This window comes from Streptomyces sp. NPDC038135, assembly GCF_055601245.1.
This window is the reverse complement of the sequence record NZ_JBVJXS010000008.1, coordinates 199189-213477: the sequence shown is the minus strand read 5'-3', so window position 1 is coordinate 213477 and position 14289 is coordinate 199189. Positions and strand designations below refer to the sequence as shown.

10 protein-coding genes are annotated in these 14289 nt (G+C 73.7%); 7 read left to right on the top strand and 3 right to left on the bottom strand.

The window, feature by feature from the left end; all coding sequences use genetic code 11:
- The first annotated feature begins 62 nt into the window (after positions 1–62).
- From ACZ7JA_RS23800 to ACZ7JA_RS23790, 3 genes are all read left to right on the top strand, one after another.
- Positions 63–875, top strand: a complete 813-nt coding sequence (locus tag ACZ7JA_RS23800; protein ID WP_389301545.1) for an SAM-dependent methyltransferase — start codon at positions 63–65, stop codon at positions 873–875.
- The gene (locus ACZ7JA_RS23795; RefSeq protein WP_389301548.1) at positions 872–3016 is read left to right on the top strand and encodes a putative bifunctional diguanylate cyclase/phosphodiesterase; all 2145 of its coding nucleotides are present in this window, start codon (positions 872–874) and stop codon (positions 3014–3016) included. Before ACZ7JA_RS23800 ends, ACZ7JA_RS23795 begins: the two co-directional genes overlap by 4 nt.
- A gap of 90 nt (positions 3017–3106) precedes the next feature.
- Entirely contained in the window at positions 3107–4255 is a 1149-nt protein-coding gene (locus ACZ7JA_RS23790; protein ID WP_470810254.1) for a tetratricopeptide repeat protein, read from the top strand.
- A 130-nt stretch (positions 4256–4385) separates the two neighbouring features.
- Here ACZ7JA_RS23790 and ACZ7JA_RS23785 read toward each other — a convergent pair whose 3' ends face one another.
- Together ACZ7JA_RS23785 and ACZ7JA_RS23780 are read right to left on the bottom strand one after the other, a co-directional pair.
- Positions 4386–5303, bottom strand: coding sequence for a hypothetical protein (locus tag ACZ7JA_RS23785; protein ID WP_389301553.1), 918 nt, complete (start codon positions 5301–5303; stop codon positions 4386–4388).
- On the bottom strand, positions 5300–5695 hold the full coding sequence (locus ACZ7JA_RS23780) for a hypothetical protein (protein WP_351667931.1): 396 nt from the start codon (positions 5693–5695) through the stop codon (positions 5300–5302). The genes ACZ7JA_RS23785 and ACZ7JA_RS23780 overlap by 4 nt, the downstream gene beginning before the upstream one ends.
- Before the next feature lie 119 nt (positions 5696–5814).
- Between ACZ7JA_RS23780 and ACZ7JA_RS23775 the strand changes: the two genes are divergently transcribed.
- Entirely contained in the window at positions 5815–9657 is a 3843-nt protein-coding gene (locus ACZ7JA_RS23775; protein ID WP_470810251.1) for a CHAT domain-containing protein, read from the top strand.
- A 30-nt stretch (positions 9658–9687) separates the two neighbouring features.
- Here the strand turns inward: ACZ7JA_RS23775 and ACZ7JA_RS23770 are convergent, their stop codons facing one another.
- Complete coding sequence (locus tag ACZ7JA_RS23770) at positions 9688–10572, bottom strand: LysR family transcriptional regulator (protein WP_351667927.1); 885 nt, start codon at positions 10570–10572, stop codon at positions 9688–9690.
- A 121-nt stretch (positions 10573–10693) separates the two neighbouring features.
- Here ACZ7JA_RS23770 and ACZ7JA_RS23765 point away from each other — a divergent pair, with 121 nt between their 5' ends.
- The 3 genes from ACZ7JA_RS23765 to ACZ7JA_RS23755 are packed head-to-tail and all read left to right on the top strand — an operon-like array spanning position 10694 to position 14062.
- The gene (locus ACZ7JA_RS23765) at positions 10694–11365 is read left to right on the top strand and encodes a succinate dehydrogenase (protein ID WP_450744799.1); all 672 of its coding nucleotides are present in this window, start codon (positions 10694–10696) and stop codon (positions 11363–11365) included.
- A gap of 1 nt (position 11366) precedes the next feature.
- A complete protein-coding gene (locus ACZ7JA_RS23760) occupies positions 11367–13316 on the top strand; it encodes a fumarate reductase/succinate dehydrogenase flavoprotein subunit (protein WP_389301561.1) in 1950 nt (649 codons plus the stop codon).
- On the top strand, positions 13313–14062 hold the full coding sequence (locus ACZ7JA_RS23755; protein WP_351667923.1) for a succinate dehydrogenase/fumarate reductase iron-sulfur subunit: 750 nt from the start codon (positions 13313–13315) through the stop codon (positions 14060–14062). The genes ACZ7JA_RS23760 and ACZ7JA_RS23755 overlap by 4 nt, the downstream gene beginning before the upstream one ends.
- Positions 14063–14289: the final 227 nt, after the last annotated feature.

Below are 14289 nucleotides of genomic sequence, written 5' to 3'. Positions count from 1 at the left end.
ATCAGTAGCCTCTGCTCGAACACCGGATCGCCTTCCCCGTCAGCCATCCCTGGGAGAGATACATGGAGCGTCCCGCCTGGGCACCCCGGAGCATCGACATCTCGGTGCCGAGCGTTTCGCGTATGTACGACTTCTACCTGGGCGGATCGCACAACTTCGAGGTCGACCGGGAAGCGGCCCGCAGGGCGATGGAGTTCATGCCGGGGTTGCCGAAGATCATGCAGGCCAATCGGGCGTTCATGCGCCGCGCGGTGCGCTTCGCGGCGGGCGAGGGCATCACCCAGTTCCTCGACATCGGCTCCGGCATCCCGACGTACGGCAACGTGCACGAGGTGGCCAGGTCGGCGGCGCCGGACGCACGGGTGATGTACGTCGACCACGACCCGGTCGCGGTGGCGCACAGCCAGGCCGTGCTCCAGGGCGACGACGGCACGGACGTGATCGCCGCCGACCTGCGCAAGCCGCAGGAGATCCTCGCGAGCCCCCAACTGAGCCGCCTCATCGACCTGAATCGGCCAGTCGCCCTGCTTCTCGTTGCGATACTTCACTTCGTGGAAGACGCGGACGACCCCTACGGTGCGGTGGCCGAGCTGCGCGACGCGCTCGCGCCCGGCAGCCTGCTGATCCTCACCCATGCCTCCTACGAGGGGATTCCGCTGACGGCGGAGCGGGCCGAGGGCACGGTGGACGTGTACAAGGACATCCGCAACCCGCTGATCATGCGCTCACCCGACGACATCGCGCGGTTCTTCGAGGGGTACGACATGGTGGAACCCGGAGTGGTGCAGATGCCGCGCTGGCGGCCGGAGTCGGCGCCGGAGGACGAGGATCCGTACGCCTTCTCCGGGTACGCCGGCGTGGGGCGCAAGGCGTGAGCGCGGAGCCGGACGGACCGGAGGACAGACTGCGCCGGTTCGCGACGATCTGGAGCAGGGCGGTCTTCCCGGTCACCTCCACTTCGCTGACCCGCGCGGAGTTCGAGCAGCTCCTCCTGCCCCTCGCGGGCCGGCTGCGGGACCTGCTGCACACCCGCGGTTTCGCCGCCGACGAGGCGAAGGCGGTCGGCGCCGCGCTGGTCGAGGCGCACTGCACCGACCCCGAGACGCTCGCCCGCACCCTGGACTGCGTTGACGCCTACCTGGTGCTCTACTGCGGCGACGACAGCCCGCAGGACGAACTGCGCGCCCGCTCCTCCCGGTTGCAGCACGCGATGGCCGCCGGATACGCGCAGGCGCTGCGCGAGCGCACCCTCGCCGAGCAGGAGGCCATCGCCCAGGCCGCGCTGCGGGCCCAGGGCGTGGTGGCCCAGGCGCTGCACGCCAGCGAGGCCCGGTTCCGCGCCGTGTTCGAGGGCGCGGCCATAGGCATCAGCATCGCCGACCTGGACGGCAACATCCTGCAGGTCAACAAGGCGCTGCTGCGCATGTTCGGCCTCACCGAGCCGGGCCTGCGCGGCCGCCGGGTGCTGGAGTGGACCCATCCGGAGGACGCGCCGCAGACCTGGAAGCTCTACGAGGAGCTGGTCCGCGGCGAGCGCGAGCACTACCACGTCGAGAAGGCCTTCAACCGCCCCGACGGAACTGCCCTGTGGACCAACCTGACGGTCTCCCTGCTCCGGGACGCCGACGGCAATCCGCAGTACCAGCTCGCCCTCATGGAGGACACCACCGAGCGCCGCCTGCTCAACCTCCGGCTGCGCTACGAGGCCACGCACGACGCCCTCACCGGACTGCCCAACCGCACGCTGTTCTTCGAGCGCCTGGAGAAGGCCCTCGGCGCCGGCGAAGGTCAGCGCTTCGGCCTGTGCTACCTCGACCTGGACGGCTTCAAGACCATCAACGACAGCCTCGGCCACGCGGCCGGAGACCGGCTGCTGGTGGAGGTCGCCGACCGGCTGCAGTCCTGCGCCACCGCGCCCGGCGAGATGGTCGCCCGACTCGGCGGCGACGAGTTCGTGGCGCTGACCACCGGCACCGACACCCAGCGCGAGGTCGACGAACTCGCCGAGCGCATCATGAGCGCCCTGGTCACCCCCATCAGCATCGACGGCCGCGACCTGCTGGTGCGCGGCAGCCTCGGCATCGTGGAGGGCCCGGCCGGCGAGCGCACCGCGGCGGAGGTGCTGCGCAGCGCGGACATCACCATGTACCGGGCCAAGTCGGCGGGCGGCAACCGTTCCGAACTGGCCGACCCGGAGGCGGACGCCCGCGCCATCACCCGGCACGGCCTCACCACCGCCCTGCCGACGGCCCTGGAGCGCGGCGAGTTCTTCATCGAGTACCAGCCGCTGGTCCACCTCGGCGACGGCAGCGTCCGCGGCGCCGAGGCCCTGGTGCGCTGGCTGCACCCGCAGCACGGCGTGCTCGGCCCCGACCGGTTCATCCCGCTCGCCGAGCACACCGGCCTGATCGTGCCGCTCGGCCGCTGGGTGCTGGAGCAGTCCATCCGCCAGGCCCGCGAATGGCGCGAACGGTACGCCGGCCAGGACGCCGCGAGCCCGCTGCGCATCAACGTCAACCTCTCCCCGTGCCAGCTCGGCCATCCCGGCCTGGTCCAGGACACGGTGGACATCCTCGAACGGGCGGGCGTCACCCCGGACGCCCTCTGCCTGGAGGTCACCGAGTCGGCCCTGATCGGCGCCGACGACGCCCTGCTCAAACCGCTGCGCCGGCTCGCCGAGATGGGCGTCGACATCGCCCTGGACGACTTCGGCACCGGCTACTCCAACCTCGCCAACCTGCGCCGGCTGCCGGTGAGCGTCCTGAAACTGGACCGCTCCTTCACCCGGGGCATGCAGCAGTTCCCGGCCGACCCGGTCGACCTGAAGATCGTGGAGGGCATCGTCTCCCTGGCCCACAGCCTCGACCTCGCGGTCACCGTCGAGGGCGTGGAGACCGGGGCCCAGGCCGAGCAACTGCGCATACTCGGCTGCGACACGGCCCAGGGCTGGTACTACGCCCGGCCGGGCCCGCCGGAGAGGCTGCACGAACTGGCGCTCGTGGACGCGACCGGCTGACGGCGGCTCCGCCGGGGTACGCATACGACGGGCGGGCCGCGTCGGCACCCGCCGTCGCGTCGTTCACCGTGCCCGAGGACGGAGGACCGGATGGCGGATCGCTCGGTGGCCGAACTGCGGGAGTACGTGGCCGCGTTGGAGGCGAGCCAGGGGCTGCGGGCACTGGAGACCACGACGGCCCGGCACGATCTGGCGGGGGCGTTGCACGAGTCCGGGGAGCTGCTCGAGGCGGTGGAGCAGTACGCGCTGGCCTGGGACTGCTTCGCCCGGCGCTTCGGCCCCTCGCACCTGATCACCCTGACCTGCCTGAACAACTTCGCCCTGGTGATGCGGGACCTGTGCCGGTGGGACGAGGCGCTGAACCTCTTCGACCAGGTGCACGCGGAGCGCGCAGCCCAGTTCGGGCCCGCGCACCCGCTGACCCTCAACGCCGCGAACAACTTCCTCAGCGTGCTGGTGAGGAAGGGCGACCTGGCCGCGGCGGCCGACGAGTACCCGGCGTTCGTGGAGGCCTGCGAGTACACCTTCGGCCCCGAGGACGACACGGCACTGTCGATCCGGCGGGACTACGCCGACGTCCTGCGCCGGCTCGGCCGGCACGACGAGGTCGTCCGGGTCCTGGGCGCGTCCGCGATGTGGCCGGTCGGCCGGGTGCTCATCGGCTGCGCCCGGCTGCTGCGCTACACGGCTCTGTTCCCGGTGGCGATGACCGCGAGCCGCTACGGCGCCGAAATGACGCTCAGCCTGCACGGGACCGCCCGCACGGACCTCGGCGCCGGGCGTGAGCTGCGCGACGACGACCTGGGCATCCGGTGCGCCGTGGTCGCCCCGAGGGACCTCCTCGAACCGTACGACCCCGCCGAGGACCTGCGGACCGCGGCGGACCAGGTCGCCGACGCGCTGGGCGCGCTGGGCGAGCACCTGTCCGATGCGGACCGGGAACTGGGGGAGGGGCGGCTGAGGGTGCGGGTCCTCGTGCACCACTCCCGGTGGCCCCGGCTGAGCCTGCCGCCGTCGCTGACGGTCGACCGCAGGCTGATGTCCGCGCGCGACCGCGCCCGGCACGACCGGGTGATGCGGTCGACCCCGCACCACCCGGCGCCCGAGCCGGCCGGCCGCCGGGGCCGCCTCGGCTCCCGGGGCGGCTTCTCGGTACGCCTGACCTCGGCGCCGCACGTCACCGTGTCCACGAGCATCGGACTGGACGCCGTTCCGCCACCGTCGCCGGCCCAGGCGTGAGGGCGCCGGCGCGGGCCCGTACCAGGCGACCGGAGGCCGCTTCCCGTACCGGTGCGCCGGCGGGGCCGCACGCCGTCCGCCACGCCGAGCGGCGCGGGTCACCGGCCGGGCGGACCGGTGACCCGACGCCTCACCCGTCGAAGCGCGACAGGTCCGTGCGGTCCTTGCGCAGCAGGGTGGTCGCCGCGCCGCCCTCCTCGGGGCCGAGCCGGCCCGGGCAGTCGATCCCCAGCCGCAGCACCAGTTCGCGGCCGTAGAGGTCGACCGTCGCCTCCACGAGGTCGGCCTGCACCGCGACGGCGAGCCGGGCCCGGTGGCGGGCGGCGACCAGCACCCCCGCGGCGAGCACGGCGGCGGGCCACCACACCAAGGCGAGCGGCAGGTACAGCAGCCCCCATCCCATGAGGCGCGCGCTCGCGCCGACCCCGGCCCGGGCCTCGGCGAGTTCGGCCCGCGCCTCGCCCGGAACCAGCAGCCACAGCCGCGGCCAGGCGGCCGTCAGATCCAGGTGGTATGAGTCGTGCACCCGCTCGTCCACGGCGTACAGGCGATCCCCCATCCAGGTCGGCCGGGACGAGGGTTCCGGGCAGATCGCGTCGCGGCGGGCGATCGCCGCCCGCAGGGCCCGCGCCGTGCGCGGAGTGCCGCCGGACGCCGTGAACTCCCGCAGCGCGGCGGTCACCCGCTCCTCGGCCAGCCGCCAGCGCCGTCCGCGCGAGGCGGCCAGGGCCCGCAGCGGCGGCTCCTCGCCGGACGCCCACCACACCCGCTCGACGAGCTGCGCGGCCGCCGAGGCGGCCAGTCCCGCTGCGGCCGACGCGGCGGTGAAGCCCGCGGCGCCGATCAGCACCGTACCGAAGCGGCCGCTGGCCGGAGCGGCGGCGACCGAGTCCAGCCAGACGGTCAGCACCCCGGGGTCGAGCGCGTGCCCGTGGCCGAGCAGCACCGCGACGGCCGCGGTGGACACGTAGAAGGCGCCCGGCAGCACGAGCAGCGCCGCCCAGCGGCCCGCCACCTGCTTGCCCAGCTCGGCGAGGACCGTGATCACAGCCGGGTCTTCCGGGAGACCAGGGGGACGCCGGTCAGCCCGCACGAGGGCGGCGGGGTGCGCGCCCCGTCGCGGCGCTCCTGCGGTTCCAGCCGCGAGCAGGCCGCCCCGGCCGGGCAGCCCCAGACGGTCACCACGGGGTGGGCGCGTCCGCCCCGCAGCGGCGGCAGGGCACGCGGCCCCACCGTGAGCCCGTCGATGCCGTGCCGGGCGAAGGCGTCGTCCAGGGCGTCCAGATCCTCCGCGACCTCGGGTGTGCGGCTGCCGGACCGGGCGGCCTCGCCCAGCCGGGTCAGCGCGCCGCCCACCCCGTAGCGTTCGGCCCGCTCGCGCAGCCCGCCGTCCCCCGCCTGTACGCACAGCCGCGCCAGCCGCTCCGCGATCTCGTCCATCGACGGCTCCTCGAACTCCCCCGCGCCACGGCCGTTTCCGTGGCCGGCGGGGTTCAACGTACCCGTCACCGACCGTGGTGGACACGCGACGGCGGGGAACCCTCGGGGGAGGAGGCTCGTTGGCCGGTGTACCGGGGGGTGAGGTGGTGGACGGTCTGGAGCTGTACCTGCGCACCGGCGACGGCCGGGACCTGCCGCCGCTGCCTCCCGCCGAGATTCCCCCGCCGCCCGGCGCGGACCCGGCGGACACCGCCCGCCTGGCCCTGCTGCGCTGGTTCCGCTACCTCCATCTGCCGGGCGTACGCGGTCTGCTGGAGTACCGCGCCGCGCTCCTGCTGGCCGGCATGCTGGAGCACGAACCGAAGGGGCTGCCCCCGCTGCCCGACGCGCTGCGCGAGAGCATGCGAAAGCCGGGTGCGCGGCGCCGTGGCCGGCGATGGCCGCGGCGCGGGCCCGGAAGGACGCCGGACGGCGAAGAGGCGGAGCGGGGCACGCTCGGCCCGGCCCGCATCGACCAACTCCTGTTCCTCATGGCCAGGTTCGAGGAGCAGCACGAATACTCCGCCTTCCACACCGCCCGGGACCTCCAGCGGCGCTGGCTCGAGGAGAAGGGCGCGTCGGCGCGTGAGTGCGCCGCGCTGCTCACCGACCACGCCCACCTGTTCCTGCTCGCCGGCGAACTCGGCGCCCACCCCAGCTGGCCGGCCGAGGCCGAGCTGGCCGCCGGCATGGCCGCCGAGGCCACCGCCCGGCATCACGCGAGACACGATCCGCATCTCGCCGGCCGGCTGGTGCTGAAGGCCCGTTGCGCGGCCTTCCGGTACGACCCCGACACCGACCCCTCCGGGCTCGAGCGTGCCGTGGGCGACCTGCGCCGGGCCGTCGAGGCGGCCGGGCAGCGCACCCCCGTGCAACTGCACCCCGCGCGCCACCTGGTGACCACGCTGACCCGGTGGTACGAGGCGACCGGCTCGCCGCAGACCCTCACCGAGGCGCTGACGGCGGCCCGCGATCTGGTGCGGGCCACCCACCCGGACGACCGCCGGGGCCCGGAACACCGCGAGTGGCTCGCGCGGTTGGAGTCGAAGGCGGTACCCCGGCTCGGCACGCGCGCGGTCGCCGCAGTCCTGAACGAGCCTCCGGTGGCGTACGCACCCGAGACCGAGCAGCGCCACCGTGCATGGTGGGGCACCGCCGAGGACGCGGACGCCCCGTGGCCCCAGCGGCGGACGGCGGCGCTCGCCCTGGTCGCGGCGGTGCCGGGCCATGACGTGGACCGGGCCGCGGCCCTGCTGCTGGCCGCGCAGACCGAGATGCACGTCTGGCTGGAGGGCGGCCACGAGGCGTCACCCGTCCAGGCGCGCATGTGGGCCGTCCGGGCGGCCGACGCCCTGCCGCCGGAGCACCGGCTCGCCGGGCGGGCGCTGACCGTGCTCGCCGAGACCACCCTCTACCTCGCCGCCGAAGCGTCACCCGAGCCCGACGAACGGCTCGTCGAGGAGGCGCTGGCGCACGCCCGGCGGGCGCGATCCGCGCTCCAGCCCGACCAGTCGGACACGCCCCTCCTGCTGGAGCGGCTGGCGAAGCTGTTCGTCCGGGCGGCGAACGTGCTGGCGGACGGCACCCTCCTGACGGAGTCGGTGGCACTGCGCAGGCGGGCGCTGTCCCTGACCCCGGTCACGGACTCCTTCCGGCCGTTCCGCATGTCCAACCTGGCGAGTGCCCTGCGTGAGCTGGGCGCCTACGAGGAGGACGCGGAACTGACCGACGAGGCACTCGCCTTCGCGCGCGAGGCCGCCGACGCGCTGGCCGAGGACCACCCGCGCAAACACGAGCTGCTGCTGAACCTGGCCGATCACCACATGCTCGGGCGCAGCCGCGGGGAGCGCGGGGTCGCCCGGCTGACCGAGGCCGAACGGCTCTACCGGGACGGCCTGTCCCGGCTCCCCGCGGACCACCCCGACCTGCCCCGCTTCACCAGCTCCATCGGCCAGGTGCTGCACATGCGGTACCGGGAGACGGGCGAGCGGGCGACCCTGGAGGACGCCGTCGGCCTGGCCCGGGACGCCGCGGCCCGCACCCCGGCCGACGACTGGTTCCACAGCGAGCGCCTCATCCTGTTCGCCCGCGCCGCGACCGCCCTGTACGACCTGACGGAGGCGGAGGCGGAGGCGGAGGTGCGGCCGGACGCCGAGCTGCGCGCCGAAGCACTCGCCGCCTGGGACGCGGTGGTGGCGGACGCGCGGCTGTCGACCACTCTGCTGTTCGAGGCCCGGGAGCAGTGCGCTCGTCTCGCCCGGGCCACGGGCGACCCCGAGCACGCCCTGCGCGTACTGGAAGCCGCACTCGCCGAGGTCCCGGGCCTGGCCCGGCGCGCCTACGCCGGACCGGTCCGCAAGGGCATCGCCGGCCGGGCGCCCGAACTGGCCGTACAGGCCGCGATCGCTGCCATCGAGGCCGGCCGCCCCGGACACGCGGTCGAACTGCTGGAGAACGGCCGGGCGATCCTCTACGGGCAGGCGATCACCTCCTGGCGGCACCGGGCCGAACTGCGCAGGATCGACGCGAAGGCCGCCGCGCGCCTCGTGGAGATCGACCGGAGCCTGGCCAAGGCCGACTTCTTCGCGAACGTCGGCAGGATCGACCTGAACGCGGTCACCCAGCACCGCTTCGGCCGCACCACCACGGACGCGACCCGCAGCTGGGACCCCCGCCCCGGCTACGCGGCGCAGACCCGCAGACTCGCCGCCGAACGCGAGCGCATCGTCGAGGGCCTGGCCGCGGACCCGCGGTTCGCCGAGCTGACCGGCCGGCGGTCACTGGCCGCCCTGCGCGCCGCCACCGCCGGAGCCACCGTCGTGCTCGTCCTGGCCCACCGCGCGAGGGGGGACGCCCTGCTCGTCCCCGCCGACCCCGCGGACCCGGTGCGGCACATCGCGCTGCCGGGCCTGACCGACACGGCGGCGCACGCGCACGCCGCCGCGCTGACGACGGCCCTGCGGGACGCGGTGGACCCGGCCGCCGGGCCCGACCGCCGCGAGGCCGCGCAGCGCGAACTGCACGACGTCCTGGGCTGGTTGTGGGACGAGGTGACCTCGCCCGTCCTGGACCTGCTGGACCCCGCCGTACCGGGTCGCCCGAAGCCGCGGCTCTGGTGGTGCCCGGTGGGACCGGTGGTGCGGCTCCCGCTGCACGCGGCGGGCCGCCACCCGCGCACGGCCGCCGAGGCCGAGGCCCGCGCCCGGGACCGCGCGCCCGGCGCCCGGCCCACCGTCATCGACCAGGTGATCCCCTCCTACACCCCCACCCTGGGGGCGCTGGCCCACTCCCTGCGGCGCGCGCCCGGCACACCGCCCGGCGGACCGGGACCGAGCTCCCTCGTCGTCGCCGTGCCGAACAGCCGGCACGGCCCGCCGCTGCCCCAGGCCGAGCGGGAGGCCCGCATCGTCCTCGCCGCGCTTCCCGGCGCGCGGCTGCTGCTCGGCGCGGAGGCCGACCTGAGGACCGTGACCGCAGCGCTGCACGAGCACACCCTGGTCCACTTCGCGTGCCACGGGGACAACGACTCATCCCTCGGCCTGCTGCGCGGCGGCGGCCTGCACCTCGGTCACGGGACCCTCACGGCCGACCAGATCCAGGACACCCCACTGGAGCACGGCGCGCTGGCCGTCCTCTCCGCCTGCAGCACGGCCCAGGCGCACCCCCGGCTGCCCGACGAGCCGATGCATCTGGCGGCGGCCTTCCAGCTGGCCGGGTTCCGGGGCGTCATCGGCACCCTGTGGCACGCCCCGGACACCCCCCGGATGGCCCGGGAGCTGTACGCCGCCCTCACCGCGGACGGCAGCACCCCGCCGGACACCGCGGCCTCGGCCGCCGCGCTCAACCGGGCGCAGCTCACCGTCCGCGACGCCTACCCGGCCACCCCGACCCGCTGGGCGGCCTATCTGCACTCCGGCGCCTGAGCGCGCGGGGGACGGGTGCCGGGGGAGGCCTCACCGCTCCAGCAGCATCCGCTGGAGCTCCCGGGCCGCCCGGGGCGGGGCCACGTCGCTGCGGTGGGCCAGCGCGATGGTCCGGTGCAGCCCCGGACGCGCCAGCGGGGTGACCCGCAGCCCCTGTCCGGCCCGGGTGGCGACCATCCGCGGCACCACCGCCACCCCCAGCCCGGCCCGCACGAATCCCAGCACCGCGTCCATCTCGCCGCCCTCCACGGCGAACTCCGGCTCGAACCCGGCGGAGCGGCACGCCGCGACGGTCAGCTCCCGCAGGTCGTACCCGTGCCGGAACATCACCAGACGCTCGCCCTCCAGGCCGGCGATGTCCACGACCCGCCCGCCCCGGCCGGGCGCCCGCGCGTCCGGCGAGGACACCACCACCAGGTCCTCCCGCAGCAGCTCCACCGTGGTCAGGGCGGGCGACGGCGTGGGCAGCGGCAGCACCACCAGGGCGAGGTCGAGGGCGCCTCGGGCGAGCTGCCGCACCAGGTCGTGGGAGCCGCCCTCCTCGATCAGGAGCTGAATCCCGGGATACCGGTCGTGGAAGGCGCGCAGCACGTCCGGCAGCAGCCCGGTGCACACGCTGGGCGTCGCGCCCAGCCGCACCCGCCCCCGGCGCAGCTGCACCAGCTCCTGCACCTCGTGCCGGGCCGTGTCCGCGTCGGCGAGGATCCGCCGGGCCAGCGGCAGCAGCGCCTCGCCGGCGTCGGTCAGCGCGATGTTGCCCCGGGCGCGCACGAACAGGTCCGCGCCCAGCTCCCGCTCCAGCGCCTTGATCTGCTGGGACAGCGAGGGCTGGGCCACGTGCACCAGTTCGGCGGCCCGGGTGAAGTGCCGGGTCTCGGCGACGGCCACGAAGTACTGGAGCTGCTGGAACTGCATGGACTCCATGATAGCCGTCGCCTATGGAATCAAGGCGGACCATGTCTTGGACCGATCGGGCCCTCTGGCCCTAGCGTTTCTCAACATGGCTCTGGCAACGCGGACGGACCGACGGCCGTCCATGGCGCGCACGATCTGGGACAGCACGGTCGGCAAGAAGACGGTCATGGCCGTCAGCGGCCTGGTCATGCTGCTCTACCTGGTCGCGCACATGATCGGTAACCTGAAGATCTTCTTCGGGGCGGGCGAGTTCAACCACTACGCCCACTGGCTGCGCACCGTCGGCGAACCCTTCATGCACTACGAGTGGACGCTCTGGCTGATCCGGATCGTCCTGGTCGTCGCCGTGGTCGCCCACGCCACCTCCGCCTACCAGCTCAGCCGCCGGGACATCGGGGCGCGGCCCGTGAAGTACGTGCACAGCAGGCCGCGGGCGAGCTACGCCACCCGCACGATGCGCTGGGGCGGGATCATCCTCGGCCTGTTCATCGTCTGGCACCTGCTGGACCTGACCACCGGCACCGTGCACTCCGGCGGCTTCCAGCAGGGGCACCCGTACCAGAACGTCGTGGACACCTTCTCCACCTGGTACGGCAACATCGTCTACATCGTCGCGATGCTCGCGCTCGGCCTGCACGTCCGGCACGGCTTCTGGAGCGCGGCCCAGACCCTCGGCGTCGGCAGCCGCTCCCGCGACCGCGCCCTGAAGACCCTCGCGAACGTCCTCGCGCTGCTGCTCACGGCCGGCTTCATCGCCGTACCCGTGGGTGTCATGACCGGAGTGGTGAGCTGACATGACCGACTACCTGAACTACACGACAGGCGAACCGGCCGTCGACACCAAGGCGCCCGCCGGCCCGATCCACGAGCGCTGGGACAAGCGCCGCTTCGAGGCCAGGCTGGTCAACCCCGCCAACCGGCGCAAGCACACGGTCATCGTCGTGGGCACCGGTCTCGCCGGCGGCTCCGCGGGCGCCACGCTCGCCGAACAGGGCTACCACGTCGTCCAGTTCTGCTACCAGGACTCCCCGCGCCGCGCCCACTCCATCGCCGCGCAGGGAGGCATCAACGCAGCGAAGAACTACCGCAACGACGGCGACTCGGTCCACCGCCTGTTCTACGACACCGTCAAGGGCGGCGACTTCCGGGCCCGCGAGTCCAACGTGCACCGCCTCGCCCAGGTCTCCGTCGAGATCATCGACCAGTGCGTGGCCCAGGGCGTGCCGTTCGCCCGCGAGTACGGCGGCCTGCTGGACACCCGCTCGTTCGGCGGCGTCCAGGTGTCCCGGACCTTCTACGCCCGCGGCCAGACGGGCCAGCAACTGCTGCTGGGCGCCTACCAGGCGCTGTCCCGGCAGATCGCCGCCGGCAACGTGGAGATGCACCCGCGCACCGAGATGCTCGACCTGGTCGTCGTCGACGGACGGGCCCGGGGCATCGTCGCCCGGGACCTGATCACCGGGGAGATCTCCACGTACTTCGCGGACGCCGTCGTCCTGGCGAGCGGCGGCTACGGCAACGTCTTCTATCTGTCGACGAACGCCATGAACTCCAACGCCACCGCGATCTGGCGGGCCCACCGGCGCGGCGCCCACTTCGCCAACCCCTGCTTCACCCAGATCCACCCCACCTGCATCCCGCGCACCGGCGACCACCAGTCCAAGCTGACGCTGATGAGCGAGTCGCTGCGCAACGACGGCCGGATCTGGGTGCCGAAGGCCAAGGGCGACGACCGTCCCCCGAACCGGATCCCCGAGGACGAGCGCGACTACTACCTGGAGCGCATCTACCCGTCCTTCGGCAACCTGGTCCCGCGCGACATCGCCTCCCGCGCCGCGAAGAACGTCTGCGACGAGGGCAGGGGAGTGGGCCCCGGAGGACAGGGCGTCTACCTGGACTTCGCGGACGCGATCCGGCGGATGGGCCGCAAGGCCGTCGAGGCCAAGTACGGCAACCTCTTCGACATGTACCAGCGGATCACCGACGAGGATCCGTACGAGGTGCCGATGCGCATCTACCCGGCCGTGCACTACACGATGGGTGGCCTGTGGGTCGACTACGACCTGCAGACCACCGTCCCCGGCCTGTTCGCCGTCGGCGAGGCCAACTTCTCCGACCACGGCGCGAACCGGCTCGGCGCCTCCGCGCTGATGCAGGGCCTGGCCGACGGCTACTTCGTGCTCCCGGCCACCATCAACGACTACCTGGCGCGCAACCCCCACCAGGACCCGGTGACCGGCGACCACCCCGCCGTGCTGGAGGTGCTGGCCGAGACGGAGGACCGGCTCAACCTGCTCCTGGCCGTCGACGGCGACCGCACCCCCGACTCCTTCCACCGCGAACTCGGCGAACTGATGTGGGAGTTCTGCGGCATGGCGCGCACCGACTCCGGTCTGCGCAAGGCCCTGGAGCGCATCCCGCAGATCCGCGACGAGTTCTGGCGGCGCATCAAGGTGCCCGGCTCCGGCGAGGAGTTCAACCAGTCGCTGGAGAAGGCCAACCGGATCGTCGACTACCTGGAGCTCGCCGAGCTGATGTGCCTCGACGCGCTGCACCGCGCCGAGTCCTGCGGCGGCCACTTCCGCGAGGAGTCGCAGACCCCCGACGGCGAGGCGGCCCGCCGGGACGACGAGTTCGGCTACGCGGCCGCCTGGGAGTTCACGGGCACCGGCTCGGCTCCCGTCCTGCACAAGGAAGACCTGGTCTTCGAGTACGTCCACCCCACCCAGCGGAGCTACGCATGAAGCTCACCCTGCGCGTCTGGCGGCAGAAGAACGCCGACGCCGACGGCGCGATGTCCACGTACGAGGTGGACGGCATCTCCCCGGACATGTCCTTCCTGGAGATGCTCGACACCCTCAACGAGGAGCTCATCCTCAAGGGCGAGGACCCGGTCGCCTTCGACCACGACTGCCGCGAGGGCATCTGCGGCGCGTGCTCGCTCGTCATCAACGGCGACGCGCACGGCCCGGAGCGCACCACCACCTGCCAGTTGCACATGCGGTCCTTCGAGGACGGCGACGTGATCGACGTCGAGCCCTGGCGGGCCTCGGCCTTCCCGGTCGTCAAGGACCTGGTCGTCGACCGGTCCGCGTTCGACCGGATCATCCAGGCCGGCGGCTACGTCACGGTCCCGACGGGCTCGGCGCCGGAGGCCCACGCCACCCCGGTGCCCAAGCCGGACGCCGACCTCGCCTTCGAGCACGCGGAGTGCATCGGCTGCGGGGCCTGCGTGGCCGCGTGCCCCAACGGCGCGGCGATGCTGTTCACCTCCGCCAAGGTCAACCACCTGGGCGTCCTGCCGCAGGGCGCGCCCGAGCGGGAGACCCGGGTGCTGGACATGGTGGCGCAGATGGACGCCGAGGGCTTCGGCGGCTGCACGTTGACCGGTGAGTGCGCGACGGCCTGCCCCAAGGGCATCCCGCTGATGTCCATCACCGGCATGAACAAGGAGTGGCTGCGCGCCACCCGCAAGGCGGCCAAGCGGTAGCGGGGACCGCAGGGACGTTCGCCGCACAGGGGCGGACGGGCGGGGCCGGGGACGGTGCTCATCCCGGCCCCGTCTGGGTTTCCGGCCCTGCGCCCTCCCGCGCCGTTCAGCAACCCCACACCCGCGCTCCCGCCACCGGTCACACGCACGCCAACCGGCATCGGAAGAACAGGAGCGGCAGCCCGGAAGCGCCGGACTGCCCTGCTGCCGACCCCGGCCCGTGACCA

Excerpts from the sequence above, each read along its gene's own strand:
- ACZ7JA_RS23800 (WP_389301545.1), top strand. The coding sequence starts at position 63 with ATGGAGCGTCCCGCCTGGGCACCCCGGAGCATCGACATCTCGGTGCCG.
- ACZ7JA_RS23790 (WP_470810254.1), top strand. The coding sequence starts at position 3,107 with ATGGCGGATCGCTCGGTGGCCGAACTGCGGGAGTACGTGGCCGCGTTG.
- ACZ7JA_RS23780 (WP_351667931.1), bottom strand. The coding sequence starts at position 5,695 with ATGGACGAGATCGCGGAGCGGCTGGCGCGGCTGTGCGTACAGGCGGGG.
- ACZ7JA_RS23770 (WP_351667927.1), bottom strand. The coding sequence starts at position 10,572 with ATGCAGTTCCAGCAGCTCCAGTACTTCGTGGCCGTCGCCGAGACCCGG.
- ACZ7JA_RS23765 (WP_450744799.1), top strand. The coding sequence starts at position 10,694 with ATGGCGCGCACGATCTGGGACAGCACGGTCGGCAAGAAGACGGTCATG.
- ACZ7JA_RS23760 (WP_389301561.1), top strand. The coding sequence starts at position 11,367 with ATGACCGACTACCTGAACTACACGACAGGCGAACCGGCCGTCGACACC.
- ACZ7JA_RS23755 (WP_351667923.1), top strand. The coding sequence starts at position 13,313 with ATGAAGCTCACCCTGCGCGTCTGGCGGCAGAAGAACGCCGACGCCGAC.